This is a genomic window from Paracoccus aestuarii (assembly GCF_028553885.1).
GTDB classification, from domain to species: domain Bacteria; phylum Pseudomonadota; class Alphaproteobacteria; order Rhodobacterales; family Rhodobacteraceae; genus Paracoccus; species Paracoccus aestuarii.
Genome location: NZ_CP067169.1, coordinates 2023960 through 2038547 on the forward strand (window position 1 = coordinate 2023960; position 14588 = coordinate 2038547).

A 14588-nucleotide genomic window follows, 5' to 3' on the forward strand; every position below is an offset into this window, starting at 1 on the left:
TAGGACATGGGACGGACCGGCAAGATGTCACAGACCCCCTTCGCGCGCCGCGACTGGCTGTCGATCCTGGCGCGATCCACGCCCGCCCGGCTGGCGGCGCTGCTGCCCGACCTGCCCGCCCATGACCTGCTGCGCGCGCCCGAAACCGGCACGGTGATGGTCCAAGGCCGCGTGGCCGCGACCGGCGCGCCCTTCAACATCGGCGAGATGACGGTGACCCGCTGCGCCCTGCGCCTGTCCTGCGGGACCGAAGGCCACGGCCATGTCCAAGGCCGCAGCCACGCCCATGCACGCCGCGCCGCAGCCCTGGACGCGCTGATGCAGACCGACCCCGAGGCCCATGCCCCCCTGATCGCCGCCCTGCGGGACGAGGCGCAGGACGCCCGCACCGCCCGCGCCGCCAAGGCCGCCGCGACCAAGGTCGAATTCTTCACCCTGCAACGCGGAGAGGATGCATGAGCCACGGATTCACCGACCCCGCCCGCCAATCCGCCACCGCCTTTCGCGCGCTGATGGAGGCGATGGCCCGCCCCGGCAGCATCCACACCCTGTCGGGGGCCGCCGCGCCCGGCCTGTCGCCCGCCGCTGCCACCGTCCTGCTGCTGCTGGCCGATCCCACGACGCCCGTGCATCTGGCCGGGGGCGACCCGGACCTGGCGGCATGGCTGCGCTTTCACGCGGGCTGTCCGCTGACCGGCCCCGAGGGCGCCGCCTTGGCTCTGGGTCGCTGGCCGCTGGATCTGGACCCCCTGCCCAAGGGCCTGCCCGACTATCCCGACCGATCCGCCACGGTGATCATGGAGCTGGACCGGCTGGACGATGACGGCCCCCGCCTGACCGGGCCGGGCATCCGCGATCATGCCCGCCTGTCGCTGCCCGCCACCGCGCCCTTCGTGGCCAACCGGCGGCTGTTCCCGATGGGGCTGGATTTCATCTTCACCTGCGGCGACCGGCTGGCCTGCCTGCCGCGCAGCACCCGCGTGGAGGCCGCCTGATGTATGTCGCGGTCAAGGGCGGCGAACGCGCCATTCAGAACGCCCATGCCTGGCTGGCCGAGGAGCGGCGCGGCGACCAGGACCTGCCCCTGATCTCGACCGACCAGATCAAGGCGCAGATGGCGCTGGCCGTGAACCGGGTGATGGCCGAAGGCTCGCTTTATGATCCGGACCTTGCGGCGCTGGCCATCCGGCAGGCGCGGGGCGATCTGATCGAGGCGGTGTTCCTGATCCGCGCCTATCGCACCACCCTGCCCCGGCTCGGTGCCTCGGTCCCGGTCGATACGGGCGCGATGGCGGTGGACCGGCGCGTCTCGGCAACGTTCAAGGATCTGCCGGGGGGGCAGGTGCTGGGGCCGACCTTCGACTATACCCACCGCCTGCTGGATTTCGCGGATGCCGCCTCGGTGGACCCCGCGCCACTGGGCGCGCCGGACCCCGCCCCGGTGCCGCATGTCACGGCGATCCTCGACCGCGACGGGCTGATCGAGCCTGCCCCCGCGACGACAGCCCCGCCCCCGACCTGACGCGCGAACCGCTGGAGCTGCCGGCCGCCCGCCCCCTGCGCCTTCAGGCCCTGGCCCGCGCGGATGAGGGGTTCCTGCTGTCGCTCGCCTATTCCACGCAGCGCGGTTACGGGCGCACCCATGCCTTCGTCGGCGAATTGCGCATCGGCCGCGTGCCGGTAGAGATGGAGATCCCCGAGCTGGACCTGACCATCCAGATCGGAGAAATCGAGCTGACCGAATGCGAGACGGTGAACCAGTTCAAGGGATCGCGGACCGAGCCGCCCCAATTCACCCGCGGCTATGGCCTGGTCCTCGGCCAGTCCGAACGCAAGGCCATCGCCATGAGCCTTGTCGACCGCGCCCTGCGCTGGCAGGAATTGGGCGAGGATTTCACCGGCGCCCCCGCGCAGGATCAGGAATTCGTGCTGTCCCATTGCGACAACATCCAGGCGACGGGGTTTCTGGAGCACATCAAGCTGCCCCATTACGTCGATTTCCAGGCCGAGCTGGAACTGGTGCGCCGCCTGCGCACTGAGACCCCGACCCTCAAGGAGGCCGCAGAATGACCATCACCACCATCGTCTTCGACATTGGCAATGTGCTGGTCCGGTGGGACGCGCATCAGGCCTTTCTGCCCGCGCTGAAGGACCGCGCGGCGGTGGACGCCTTCCTCGCGCGCATCAACTTTCCGGCCCGCAACCTGCGCGCCGACGGGGGCGAGACATTCGCCGATCTGGCAGCCGAGATCCCCGACCCGGACGACCGCGCGCTGTTCCTGTCCTATCTGACCGGCCACGCCGCCTCGATCGCGGAACCCATCGAGGGGACATGGGCGATCCTGGAGCGCCTGCACGCCCGGGGCCTTGCCATCCACGCGATCACCAACTGGTCGGCCGAGACCTGGCCCATCGGCCTTGCCACCCATCCGCGCCTGGCGCAGGCCTTCGGCGTCACCGTCGTCTCGGGGTTGGAAGGGATCATCAAGCCCGACCCGCGCATCTTCGCAGCGCTCTGCGACCGGGCCGGGGTCACGCCTGCCGAGTGCCTCTTCATCGACGACAGCCCCAAAAACGTCGCGGGCGCGCAGGCCGCAGGGATGCAGGCGCATCACTTCACCACGCCCGAGGCGCTGGAGGCCGCGCTGACCGCACGGGGGCTGCTGTGAGCGACTACAACTTCGCCTATCTGGACGAACAGACCAAGCGGATGATCCGCCGCGCGATCCTCAAGGCGCTGGCGATCCCCGGCTATCAGGTGCCCTTCGCCAGCCGCGAGATGCCGATGCCCTATGGCTGGGGCACGGGCGGCGTGCAGCTGACCGCCGCCTGCCTGACGCCCGATGACCGCCTGAAGGTCATCGACCAAGGCGCCGACGACACCACCAACGCCGTCAGCATCCGCAAGTTCTTTCAGCGCACCGCAGGCGTCGCGGTCACCGAGGCCACGCGCGAGGCGACCCTGATCCAGACCCGCCACCGCATCCCCGAGACGCCCCTGACCCAAGGCCAGATCCTGGTCTATCAGGTGCCCATTCCCGAACCCCTGCGTTTCCTCGAACCGCGCGAGACCGAGACCCGCAAGATGCACGAGCTGGAGGAATACGGGCTGATGCATGTCAAGCTCTACGAGGACATCGCGCGGCATGGGCGGATCGCGACCTCCTATGCCTATCCGGTCAAGGTCGAGGGGCGCTATGTCATGGACCCCTCGCCCATTCCGAAATTCGACAATCCCAAGCTGTCGGACAGCCCGGCGATCCAGCTTTTCGGCGCGGGGCGGGAACAGCGCATCTATGCCCTGCCCCCCCATACCCACGTCGTCAGCCTGGATTTCGACGACCACCCCTTCGAGGCCAGCAAGCCCGACGAGCCCTGCGCGCTCTGCGGTGCGACCGACAGCTATCTGGACGAGGTCATCACCGATGATGCGGGGGGCCGGATGTTCGTCTGCTCGGACACGGATTTCTGCACGACCCGCAGGGGGGCCGCGGCATGAGCGCGCCGATCCTGTCGGTCCGGGGGGTGGAGCGGCGCTATGGCGCGCGGATCGGCTGCACCGGGGTGGGCTTCGATCTGTGGCCGGGCGAGGTGCTGGGCATCGTCGGCGAAAGCGGATCGGGAAAATCCACGCTGCTCTCCTGCCTGGCCGGGTTGCAGCGGCCCGACGCGGGCAGCGTCACCTATGACGGCCGCGACGTGCTGGCCCTGCCCGAGACGGAACGCCGCAGGCTGGCCCGCACCGAATGGGCCTATGTCCACCAGCATGCCCGCGACGGGCTGCGCATGGGGGTCAGCGCGGGCGCCAATGTGGGCGAGCGGCTGATGGCCACCGGCGCGGGCCATTACGGCGATATCCGCGCGGCCGCGACCGACTGGCTGGGCCGGGTCGAGATCGCCGCCGACCGCATCGACGACCGCCCCACCGCCTTTTCGGGCGGCATGCAGCAGCGGTTGCAGATCGCGCGCAATCTGGTGACCGGGCCGCGCCTCGTCTTCATGGACGAGCCGACGGGCGGGCTGGATGTCAGCGTGCAGGCGCGGCTGCTGGACCTGCTGCGGGGCTTGGTGCGCGACATGGGCCTGTCGGTGGTGATCGTCACCCATGATCTGGCGGTGGTGCGCCTGCTGGCGGACCGGCTGATGGTGATGAAATCGGGCCGCGTGGTGGAACAGGGCCTGACCGATCAGGTGCTGGACGATCCCCAGCACGCCTATACCCAGCTTCTGGTCTCCTCGGTCCTGCAGGTGTGATGATGATCGCGGTCGAAAACCTTTCCAAATCCTTCACGCTGCACAATCAGGGCGGCGCGGTGATCCCGGTCATGGCGGGCGCGGCCCTGCATGTCGGCCCCGGCGAATGCGTGGGCCTGACCGGCCAGTCGGGCGCGGGGAAATCCACGCTGATGCGGATGATCCAAGGCAATTACCTGGCCAGCGGCGGCAGCATCCGCATCGCGGGAACCCAGCTGGTCGGCGCCGAGCCGCGCGCCATCACCCGCCTGCGGCGCGAGACGCTCGGCCATGTCAGCCAGTTTCTGCGCGTCCTGCCCCGCGTGCCCGCCGTCGATGTGGTGGCCGAACCCCTGCGCGCCCTGGGCATGCCCGAGGTCGAGGCGCGGGCGCGGGCCGAATGCCTGCTCTGGCGGCTGAACATCCCGCGCAGGCTGTGGGGCCTGTCGCCCACCACCTTTTCGGGCGGTGAGCAGCAGCGCGTGAACATCGCGCGCGGCTTCGTGCATCACTTCCCGTGCCTTCTGCTGGACGAACCCACGGCCAGCCTGGATGCCCAGAACCGCGACATCGTCCTGACCCTGATCGAGGAGGCCAAGGCCCGCGGCGCCGCCATCCTGGGGATCTTTCACGACGCGCCCGCCCGCGACCGGGTCTGCGACCGGCTGGTGGACGTCACGGGCTTCACGCCGGGGCGCGCGGCATGATCGCGGCGGTGGTCGGCCCCTCGGGCGTGGGCAAGGACACGCTGATCGAGGCCGCGCGCCGGGTCCGGCCCGACCTGTGCTTGGTGCGCCGCGTCATCACCCGCCCCTCCGAGGCGGGGGGCGAGGATTTCGAGGGCGTCACCCCCGCGGCCTTTGCCGCCATGCGCGTGGCGGGGCGCTTTGCGCTGGATTGGCAGGCGCATGGCCTGTCCTACGGCATCCCGCGCGACCAGCTGGCGGGGCCCGGCCCGGTGATCTTCAACGGCAGCCGCGCGGCCCTGCCGCAGGCCGTGGCGCGTCTGCCCGGGCTGCGGGTGATCCTGATCACCGCGCCTGCCGCCCTGCTGACCGCCCGCCTGGCCGCGCGCGGGCGCGAGGATGCCGCCGACATCGCTGCCCGGCTGGAGCGCGCAGGTTTCGCCATGCCGCCCGGCATCGCGCATCTGACCATCCTGAACGACACGACCCCCGAGGAGGGCGCGCGCCGCCTGCTGGATGCGCTTCAGCCCGACAGGGTCGCGCGATGACGCAGATGGAACCGGCCGGAGGCATCCTCGGCCACCAGGCACAGATCCGTGACGATGAAGGGATCCGGCAGGACCGGCGCGAACCAGTCGCGCAGGACCGGCGCCACCGCCGCAGCCTCCGCTGCATCCAGACGGTCGGTCAGGGTCAGATGGAAGCGGAACTCCTCCATCACGAAGGGATAGCCCCATCGGTCCAGCAGCGCGCGCTGGCGCGGGCTCAGGGCCTCGGGGCGGCGGCGGGCGATATCCTCGGGCGTCAGGGGCGCGCGCCAAGGGTCGCTGCCTTGCACCACCGCCGCCGCCAGATCGCTCAGCGCCGCGTCATCCTCGGGGATCAGCGCCAGAAACCCGTGCAGATCGCGCAGCCGCAACGCCCCGCAGCGCGCGGGCGGCAGCCCGGCCGCCAGATCGTCCAGCCCGGCGATCAGCCGATCCTCGGGGATGGCGGGCCGGAAGGGCGCGCGGATCGTGCCGTGAAACCCGTACTTGCGCGGCGCCTGCGTCAGCGCGGCCGCCCCGCGCGGCAGGCCCGGCAGATCGGGCTGCGCGACCGCCCGGCCCGCCGCCAGATCCCAGCCCAGCCAGGCCGCCGCCGCTTCCGCGAAAGCCCCGTGCGCGGGCGCGTAATAGATGGCATATCGTGTGAAATCGCTCATGCGGCCTTTCCTTAGCCCCGGACCGTCACACGGATGTGACGGTTCTCTGTCACATCACCCGCTTTGCGACCCCGCGACAAGACTGGACCCCGCCGCATGACCGACACGATCCTTGCCAATGCCCGCCTGATCCTGCCCGACGAGGAGATCCACGGCCACCTGGTCCTGCGCGAGGGCCGCATCGCCGAGATCGGGCATGGCCGCTCCATCCCCGCGGGCGCCATCGACTGCGACGGCGACCTGGTCATGCCCGGCCTGATCGAGCTGCATACCGACAACCTGGAGCGCCATATCGAGCCGCGCCCCGGCGTCGACTGGCCCCATGCCAGCGCGATCATCGCCCATGACGCCGAACTGGCCAGCGTGGGCATCACCACCGTCTTCGACGCGCTGCGGGTGGGATCGGTCGTCACCTCGAACACCGCAGGCTATGGCGAATATGCCCGCGCGCTGGCGGACGAGATCCTGGACCTGCGCGCCAAGGGCGCCCTGCGGATCAGCCATTTCCTGCATCTGCGCGCCGAGATCTGTTCCCAGACCCTGCCCGAGGAGATGGCCAAGTTCGGCCCGCATGACCGCGTCGGCGTCGTCAGCCTGATGGATCACACGCCCGGCGAGCGCCAGTTCCGCGACATCTCGAAGCTGCGGGATTACGTGATGGGCAAGAAGGCCCTGACCGATGCGGAATTCGACCAGCATATCGCCGAACAGCAGGCGCTGCGCGCCCGCGTGGGCGATCTGCACGAGGCAACCGCGGTGGCCGAGGCCCGCCGCTACGGCGCGGTGCTGGCCAGCCATGACGACACGACCGCGCCGCAGGTGGCGGTCAGCGCCGGGCATGGCTGTCATTTCGCGGAATTCCCGACCACCTTCGAGGCCGCCCAGGCCTGCCGCGACCACGGCATCCGGGTGATGATGGGCGCGCCGAACCTGATCCGCGGCGGATCCCACAGCGGCAACATTGCCGCCAGCGAACTGGCCGAGGCGGATCTGCTGGACATCCTGTCATCGGATTACGTGCCATCGTCGCTGCTGTCGGCGGCGATCGCGCTGGGGGATGGCTGGGGCGACATGGCCCGCGGCATCGCCACCGTGACCCAGGCCCCCGCCGCGGCGGTGGGGCTGGCCGACCGGGGCCGGCTGGCCCCCGGCGCGCGGGCCGACGTGATCCGGGTCACCCGGATCGGCCGGACCGGCGCGCTGCGCGGGGTCTGGGTGCAGGGGCGGCGGGTCTAGTCCTCCAGCGCGAAGGCCACGATGTAATCGCCCGTCTCGGTCATCAGCCGTTCATGGCCGGTGGCCGTGATGACGACATATTGCCGGCCGTCGACCTCATAGCTCATCGGCGATGCCTGGCCGCCGGCGGGCAGGCGACCCTCCCACAGCAGGCGGCCGGTTTCGGTCTCGAAGGCGCGCAGCCAGTTGTCCTGGGCGGCTGCGATGAAGGTCAGCCCTGTCGCCGTCATCAGCGGCCCGCCGATATTGGCGGTCCCCAAAGGCAGCTTCAGGAAGGTCGGCAGCGCCAGCGGCCCGGTGTCGAAGCCCGTGCCCAGGGGCTTTTGCCAGACGATCCGGCCGCTATCCAGATCGGTCGCCACGATGAACCCCCAAGGCGGCGCGATGCAGGGCACGTCCAGCACCGACAGCCAGATCGGCCGGTCCACCCCATAGGGCGAGAAGTAATGCGGCGCGATCTCCTGATCGGGGCGGGCGCCGCCCATGCCGACGGGCAGATCGTCGACATCTTCGCGCGGGACCATCACGACCTTGTTGGGCAGGCGCGAATGGTTCGAGATCACGATGTTGCGGTCCCGGTCCAGGCCGATCCCGCCCCAGTTCGGCCCGCCCACCGTACCCGGGAACAGCAGCATCCCGCCCGGATCGTCGGTGGGCGGCGTGAACATCCCCTCATAGCGCATGCGCTGGAATTCCAGCCGGCACATGGCGGCATCGACCGGCGTCATGCCGAAGGCGTGGCGGGCGTCGATCACCTCGGGCTCGGGTCCCGGCAGACCCGCGACATTGGGATAGAAGACCGATTGCGGCTGCGTCTCGTTCACCCAATCGCCGGGCAGCGCGCCCTGCGGGGCGGGGGTCATGCGGATATCGGTCAGCGGCTCGCCCGTCGCGGCGTCGAAGACGAAGAAGGACCCGGTCTTGGTCGCCTGGATCACCGCGCGCACCGTCTGGCCCGCAATGGTCACGTCGCCCACCACCGGCTGCGCGCCGATGTCGTAATCCCACAGGTCATGGATGACGGTGGCGAAATCCCAGACCGTCTCGCCCGTCTCCAGGTCGATGGCGACGACGGCGGCGGTGAAGCGGTCCTCCTCCTCGGTGCGGGTGCCGCCCCAATGATCGTTGGCGGAATTGCCGGTGCCGATATAGACCAGCCCCGCCTGCGGATCGCCGCTGACGATGTTCCAGACATTCGGCGTGCCGCGGGGATAGACCTCGTCCGCGGCTAGAGGCTCCTGCGCCTGACCCTGGCGCAGCGCGTCCCAGGCCCAGAGCAGATCGCCCGTCGCCGCGTCATAGGCCCGCACCACGCCCGAGGGCGCGTCGCGGCGCTGGTTGTCGCTGACCTGCTGACCCACGATCAGCGCGTCACCCACCAGCGCCGGCCCCGAGGTGGACGAGGCCAGCCCGGTTTCCTGGATGCCCATGTTCAGCGTCAGGTCCACCACCCCATCCGTGCCGAAATCCGGGCAGACGGCGCCGGTCTGGGCATCCAGCCCGACCATGCGCCCATCGACCACGGCCACATAGACGCGCGCGGCGCATTGGCCCGTGGCCTCGGGCACGCGGTAATGGGCGACCGTCCGGCAGGCCGCCGAGAAAAGCGATTCCATATGCTCCGGCGCGACCTCGGGGTCGTAATGCCACAGAACCTCGCCCGAGCTCGGGTCCAGCGCCATCACCTGATTGCTGGGCGTGCAGGTGAACAGCTGGCCCTCGACCATGATCGGGGTGTTCTGGGCGGAATAGAAGACCCGGTCATTGGGCGGCACGTCGCCCGTCTGGACGCGCCAGACCTCGGTCATGCGCGACACGTTGGCGGGGGTGATCTGGCCCGCGGGCGTGAAGGCATGGCCATTGGCCGATCCGGCATGGGCGGGCCATTCCCCCGGGCCGTTCATCCCCTCGGGCAGAGGCTGCGGCTCGACCTGGGCCAGATTGTCGGACGGCGATGTCGTGCGTTCCCAATGCCAGGCGATCAGCCCCACCGCGACCAGCGCCAGCGAGGCCGCCACGCCGAAAGTCACCCGAAACAGGCCCGGCGCGCGATGCACCCGGGGCGTCCCCGCCGCCGCGATCAGCGCCGAGACGAAGAACAGCGCCGCGATGATCCCGACCCGCGCCCCGAAATCCGCGCCCCAGGCCGGCAGAAAGCCCTTGCCCCAGATCTCCCACAGGGACCAGATCGCGGTGCCGACCATCAGCAGCGCCTGGATCGGCAGCGAGACCCGCACCAGCCCGCCGATCTGGGCGATCCCCGCGATCAGCATCGCCAGCCCCGCGATTGCGTAATACCAGTTGCCCCCGGCCCAGAGCAGTTGGCCCCCGAACCACAGCGTCGCACCGCCAAGCGCCAGCAGGACCAGGCCGATCCCCCCCAGCAACACCCGCGCCCAAGGTCTCAGCACGGTCGGATCGAGGCGGTAGTCTGGCATGACGGTCCTTTCACGGGGGTGTGATCATTGCCAGCGGAACGCCCCGGCCCGCCCTGGGTTCCGGGCCCCGGCCTGCGTCATATTCCCGCCTTGACCCCCGCGCCCGCGCATCGCTGCGGGATGGTGTCGATGATCGCGGCCTCGGAGACGGGCTGGCCGGATGTCAGGGGCTGGGCGCTGACCCGGTTCCGCCCCGCCAGCTTGCTGCGATAGAGCATCCGGTCCGCCGCGGTCAGCCAGGTCTGGTCGGTGATCCCCACCTCGCTGCGCCCGGCCGCAACCCCGATGCTGAGCGTGACGACATCGGCCACCAGCGACGCGCGATGCGGGATGGCCAGGCCTTGGACCGCGGCGCGGATCACCTCGGCCATGTGGACGGCGCCGTCCAGATCCGTGCCGGGCAGGATGCAGGCGAATTCCTCGCCCCCGTAGCGCGCGCACAGATCGCCCGCCCGGCGCAGCGACCCCGCCACCGCGGATGCCACGGCATGCAGGCAGCGGTCCCCCTCCGGATGGCCATAGCTGTCGTTGAAGCCCTTGAAATGGTCGATATCCATCATCATCACCGCGACCTGCCCGCCATCGCGGGCCTGGCGCAGCAATTCGGCCTGCAGGCGCCGTTCCAGCATCCGGCGATTGGCCAGCCCCGTCAGCGGATCGCGCAGCGCCTGATCGGCCAGCTGATCGCGCATCTGCTTCATCTGGACATGGTTGCGGACCCGGCGCTGCAGCGCCGCGGGGCGGATCGGCTTGGTCACATAGTCGATCGCGCCGACGGCCAGGCCCCGGATCTCGGCCTCGTCATCGCCGAGCGCGGTAGCGAAGATCACCGGGATCTCGGCCAGGGCGGGATCGGCCTTAAAGATCCGGCACAGCTGATAGCCGTCCATCCCCGGCATCATCACATCCATCAGGATCAGGTCCGGGCGAGCCTCATGGGCGATGGGGATGGCCTGTTCCGCCGACAGGGCGAAGCAGATGTCGTAATCATCCTCCAGCACGGCGGTGACGATCTCGATATTGGCGGGCTCGTCGTCGATGACCAGAATGACGGGGCGGTTATCCATGTTCAGGTCCTTGCGGGATCGGGGGCGAAGAGCGGGCCGTCCAGCAGGGCGGCCGCGGCGGCATAGTCCAGGCGCAGCAGCGCGCTGCGCATGGGGTGATCGGCCAGCTGCGCGGGGTCCAGGCGCAGCGCCTCGGCCAAGGCGTCGAAGCTGCCCCGGGCGGCCATGCTGCGCCGACGCACCTGGTCGCGCAGCCGCGCCACCAAGGGCGCGATCGCCGCATCGTCCAGCGCGACCGCCGGGCGGGCATCGCCCAGGGGCGGGGGCGCCGGGCGCAGCGATGCCGCGGCCTCGACCGCCAAGGCCAGGGGCGCGTGCAGATCGGCCAGGATCGCCCGCCCGTCGGCGCCGGAGGACAGCGCCGCCTCCAGCGCGCCCGCGATGCGGGCCACAGCCGACAGCTCCAGCGAGGCCGCGACCCCCTTCAGCGTATGGGCCATGCGGCAGGCATCCTCCGTGGCGCCTTGATCCAGCGCCGCCTCGATCCGGTCGGCCAGGTCGCGATTGCCCTGCCCGAAGGCCAGGATCAGCCGCCGCAGCAGATCGCGCTTGCCCGCCACCCGCGCCAAGGCGGCGCCGATGTCGAAGGGCGGCAGCCGGTCAGGCAGATCGCCCGCCCGCACCAAAGGCTCGGGCGCGGCAGTCGCCGCCGGGGCGATGGGGCGCATATGGCGGGCCAGCATGTCGATCAGGTGATCGGGGTCGATGGGCTTGGTCACATGGGCGCACATCCCCGCCTCCAGGCAGGCGCGGCGTTCCTCGTCATAGGCATGGGCGGTCAGGGCGATGATGGGCAGCCGTTCGGCCGATACCGTGCGGCGGATCCGGCGCGTGGCGGTCAGGCCGTCCATCTCGGGCATCTGCATGTCCATCAGCACCGCGGCATAGAGATCGGCCCCCTCCTCCACCATGCGGCAGGCGATCAGACCGTTCTCGGCCCAGTCCACCTGGACCCCGGCATCGCCCAGCAGGGCGGTCGCGATCTCGCGGTTGATGGCATTGTCCTCGACCAGCAGGACGCGCTGGCCCTGCAGCGTCACGGGCAGGCGCGGCCCGGTCGGCGCGTCGCCATCGGCCAAGGGGTCGTGATCGTCCAGCCGCGGGAGCTGGCGCAGCGATTCCAGCAGGGTCGTGGCGTTGATCGGCTTGGCCAGGAACAGGTCGATCGGCTCGCCCGCGGCCTCCTGCATGACGGCGCTGACGCCTTGGCCGGTCATGATCATCGTGGCGGGCATCCGCGCCAGATCCAGCCTGGGCAGTGCGCGCAGCACCTGCAACCCGTCCATCTGGGGCATCTTCCAGTCCAGGATCACCAGGTCGAACCCCGCGCCGCGCGCATCGGCGGCCCGGATCAGCTCCAGCGCCTCGGCGCCGGTCTGCGTCAGGGTCACGCCCATCTGCCAGCGGGCGAAGATCTCCTCCAGCATCTTCAGGGCGATGGGGCTGTCATCGGCGACCAGCACCCGCAGCGCCCGGATCGCCCCGCAGGGCAGGACCGCATCGGCCAGCGCCGGATCGCCCAGGCCCAGCCTGACGGAATAGGTGAAGGTGCTGCCGCGGTCGGGCTGGCTTTCCACCCGGATCCAGCCGTCCATCTGCTCGACGATCTGGCGGCAGATGGCCAGGCCCAGCCCCGTGCCGCCGAACCGCCGCGTGGTCGAGCTGTCGGCCTGGGTGAAGGGCGAGAAGACCTGCCGGATCTGATCCTCGGTCATGCCGATGCCACAATCGGTGACCGAGATCTCGATCCGCACGCCGTCGCCCTCGGGCGCGGCCAGCCGCGCCTCCAGCAGGATCTCGCCGTCGGATGCGAACTTGACCGCATTGCTCAGCAGGTTCAGCAGGACATGGTTCAGCCGCAGCTCGTCCCCGACCAGAACCTGCGGCAGGGACGGGTCGATGCGCTGGCGCAGCGTCAGGTTGCGCGCGGCCATCGTGTCGGCGACCAGCTGGACCTGCACCGACATGGCCGATCGCAGATCGAAAGGCCGCTGTTCCAGCGTCAGCGCCCCGGCCTCGTTCTTGGAGAAATCCAGCAGGTCGTTGATCAACCGCAGCAGGACCCCGCCCGCCGTGCTGATCCGGCCGATCTGGTCGCGCTGGCGCGGCTCCAGCCGGCTGCGCTGGACCAGATGGCAGAACCCCAGGATCGCGTTGATGGGGGTGCGGATCTCGTGGCTCATATTGGCCAGGAACATGCTCTTGGCGCGGTTGGCCTCCTCGGCCTCGCGGGTGCGTTCCTCCAGCGCCCGGCCCTTGGCGACGATCTCGTCGCTCATCCGGCCGATGCGGTCGAAGGATTGCACGACCTTGTCGCTGACCCAGATCAGCACCGCCGTCTGGAAGGCCACGATCGCCCCATGCAGCAGCACCCGCGCCAGTTCCCCGTCGGTGGTGAAGACCGCGTTCGGCAGCAGATAGAACAGCACCAGGTGATGCAGCGTGATCGCCGTGGCCGACACCATCAGCGCGCGGCGGTCGAACCAGGCCAGGTTCAGCGCCAGCACGGCATAGAAATACATGTGCATGTCCATCTGCCAGCCATGCCCGTCGAAGACCAGCAGGAACAGCGCAGGCTCGCCCACCAAGGCCACGGCCGACAGGTTGCGGGTGACCGGCGCCGTCCCGTATCGCCACCAGCACAGGTGATAGGCCACGGCCAGCCCCGCCCCCAAGGCCATCGCGAGCCACGGGTCCATCAGCCCCACCCACAGCGCCGCCAGCCCCAAAAGCGGCACATGCGCCCAGAACAGGATCACCAGCAGACGCCCATAGCGCGTCCTCAGGCCGTTCAGCTCGATGCTCATCACAATCCTCCTGGCCGCGCGGTGACGCAGCCGAAATCCCCCGGCGCGGGCAGGATCATCCACGCCCCCTGCCGCCGCATCCTGTCGCGGAAATCGTCCCGGTCCGAGATCGCGACCACCAGCCCCGGCAGCCGGGCATGCCGGATCACCCCGCCCCCGGCCGCATGGACCGCATCCATCGCCCGCCCCGCATCCGTCACGGGCGGCAGCAGGACCAGGAACTGGCCCGGCGGGCCGTCGCGCATCAGCGCCGCGCCGATCAGGGCGGCCAGCCCCAGACCCGCCAGCACCATCGCGGGCGCCAGCCCGGCGGGCTCGGGGCGTGCGGCGGTGGTGGGATCAGGCAGTGCCATCGTCAGGGCCCTCGGGGTTCGGGATCGCAGCCCGACCTTAGCGGCCGCCCCGCCCGCCCGTCCCGAGACCGTTCGGTTTCTAGCGATTCAAGATCGAGACGAATGACTGGTATTTCACCGCGCCCGGCCCTAGATTTGCCCTGCCGCGCCGCGCGGTGCCCCCGAGATCCGCCATGCGCCCTGCCCCTGCCCTTGCCATCTCCCTTGGTCCGCCGCTGATGCGGTGGCTGATGATGCTGGTCGTGGTGCTGGGCCTGAGCGCGGGCACGGGGCCGCTGCCGCCACCGGGCTTCGGCCACGGCCCCGCCGCCCCGGCCGAGCGCCTGACCGAGGGCACGCCCGCCCTGGCCTTGGCGCTTGCCGACCGCGCGCTGGCCTTGCCGCAAAAGGATGACGGCCCCGATGGCGCGCCCGGATGGGCCGGGCGGCCAAGCCCTGAGGCGGTGGCGCAGGCGATGCCGCGCGCCCTGCCCGCGCGCCTGGATGCGGGCCTTGCGCGCCGCGGCGATCCGCGACCGCGCGCACCCCCTGCCCTGATGATGACGGCTTGATCGCGGGCCCTGC

The 14588-nt window shown here is 70.5% G+C and carries 14 protein-coding genes and 1 pseudogene; 10 read left to right on the top strand and 5 right to left on the bottom strand.

Annotated elements, in window-relative coordinates:
* Nucleotides 1-24 precede the first annotated feature (24 nt).
* The 8 genes and pseudogenes from phnG (at nucleotide 25) to phnN (ending at nucleotide 5467) form a co-directional block, all read left to right on the top strand.
* Nucleotides 25-459: a phosphonate C-P lyase system protein PhnG gene (phnG, locus tag JHW48_RS10315; RefSeq protein ID WP_119885433.1), complete on the top strand. Its 435-nt coding sequence runs from the start codon at nucleotides 25-27 to the stop codon at nucleotides 457-459.
* Nucleotides 456-995, top strand: a complete 540-nt coding sequence (phnH, locus tag JHW48_RS10320; RefSeq protein WP_119885432.1) for a phosphonate C-P lyase system protein PhnH — start codon at nucleotides 456-458, stop codon at nucleotides 993-995. The genes phnG and phnH overlap by 4 nt, the downstream gene beginning before the upstream one ends.
* A pseudogene (locus JHW48_RS10325) lies at nucleotides 995-2070 on the top strand (carbon-phosphorus lyase complex subunit). The gene phnH and the pseudogene JHW48_RS10325 overlap by 1 nt, the downstream one beginning before the upstream one ends.
* Nucleotides 2067-2669: an HAD-IA family hydrolase gene (locus JHW48_RS10330; protein ID WP_119885430.1), complete on the top strand. Its 603-nt coding sequence runs from the start codon at nucleotides 2067-2069 to the stop codon at nucleotides 2667-2669. The pseudogene JHW48_RS10325 and the gene JHW48_RS10330 overlap by 4 nt, the downstream one beginning before the upstream one ends.
* A complete protein-coding gene (locus tag JHW48_RS10335; protein WP_119885429.1) occupies nucleotides 2666-3499 on the top strand; it encodes an alpha-D-ribose 1-methylphosphonate 5-phosphate C-P-lyase PhnJ in 834 nt (277 codons plus the stop codon). Before JHW48_RS10330 ends, JHW48_RS10335 begins: the two co-directional genes overlap by 4 nt.
* The gene (phnK, locus tag JHW48_RS10340) at nucleotides 3496-4254 is read left to right on the top strand and encodes a phosphonate C-P lyase system protein PhnK (RefSeq protein ID WP_119885428.1); all 759 of its coding nucleotides are present in this window, start codon (nucleotides 3496-3498) and stop codon (nucleotides 4252-4254) included. Before JHW48_RS10335 ends, phnK begins: the two co-directional genes overlap by 4 nt.
* Before the next feature lie 2 nt (nucleotides 4255-4256).
* Entirely contained in the window at nucleotides 4257-4940 is a 684-nt protein-coding gene (gene phnL, locus JHW48_RS10345; RefSeq protein WP_119885427.1) for a phosphonate C-P lyase system protein PhnL, read from the top strand.
* Entirely contained in the window at nucleotides 4937-5467 is a 531-nt protein-coding gene (gene phnN, locus JHW48_RS10350; RefSeq protein ID WP_119885426.1) for a phosphonate metabolism protein/1,5-bisphosphokinase (PRPP-forming) PhnN, read from the top strand. Before phnL ends, phnN begins: the two co-directional genes overlap by 4 nt.
* Here phnN and JHW48_RS10355 read toward each other — a convergent pair.
* Nucleotides 5443-6123 (bottom strand): DUF1045 domain-containing protein, encoded by a 681-nt coding sequence (locus tag JHW48_RS10355; protein WP_119885425.1) that lies wholly within the window; start codon nucleotides 6121-6123, stop codon nucleotides 5443-5445. The two genes, phnN and JHW48_RS10355, sit on opposite strands and share 25 nt — an antisense overlap.
* A 96-nt stretch (nucleotides 6124-6219) precedes the next feature.
* Here JHW48_RS10355 and JHW48_RS10360 point away from each other — a divergent pair, with 96 nt between their 5' ends.
* On the top strand, nucleotides 6220-7359 hold the full coding sequence (locus tag JHW48_RS10360; RefSeq protein ID WP_119885424.1) for an alpha-D-ribose 1-methylphosphonate 5-triphosphate diphosphatase: 1140 nt from the start codon (nucleotides 6220-6222) through the stop codon (nucleotides 7357-7359).
* Here JHW48_RS10360 and JHW48_RS10365 read toward each other — a convergent pair.
* The 4 genes from JHW48_RS10365 to JHW48_RS10380 all read right to left on the bottom strand — a co-directional run bounded on the left by JHW48_RS10365 (nucleotide 7356) and on the right by JHW48_RS10380 (nucleotide 14024).
* The gene (locus JHW48_RS10365; RefSeq protein ID WP_119885423.1) at nucleotides 7356-9797 is read right to left on the bottom strand and encodes an outer membrane protein assembly factor BamB family protein; all 2442 of its coding nucleotides are present in this window, start codon (nucleotides 9795-9797) and stop codon (nucleotides 7356-7358) included. The genes JHW48_RS10360 and JHW48_RS10365 overlap by 4 nt on opposite strands.
* A gap of 77 nt (nucleotides 9798-9874) precedes the next feature.
* Entirely contained in the window at nucleotides 9875-10864 is a 990-nt protein-coding gene (locus JHW48_RS10370; RefSeq protein ID WP_119885422.1) for a diguanylate cyclase, read from the bottom strand.
* Nucleotides 10865-10866: 2 nt separating this feature from the next.
* A complete protein-coding gene (locus tag JHW48_RS10375; RefSeq protein WP_119885421.1) occupies nucleotides 10867-13671 on the bottom strand; it encodes a response regulator in 2805 nt (934 codons plus the stop codon).
* Nucleotides 13671-14024: a hypothetical protein gene (locus JHW48_RS10380; protein ID WP_119885420.1), complete on the bottom strand. Its 354-nt coding sequence runs from the start codon at nucleotides 14022-14024 to the stop codon at nucleotides 13671-13673. Before JHW48_RS10380 ends, JHW48_RS10375 begins: the two co-directional genes overlap by 1 nt.
* Nucleotides 14025-14242: 218 nt before the next feature.
* On the opposite strand from JHW48_RS10380, the gene JHW48_RS10385 reads away from it, so the two are divergent.
* Nucleotides 14243-14575: a hypothetical protein gene (locus JHW48_RS10385; RefSeq protein WP_147388056.1), complete on the top strand. Its 333-nt coding sequence runs from the start codon at nucleotides 14243-14245 to the stop codon at nucleotides 14573-14575.
* The last annotated feature ends 13 nt before the right edge of the window (nucleotides 14576-14588 follow it).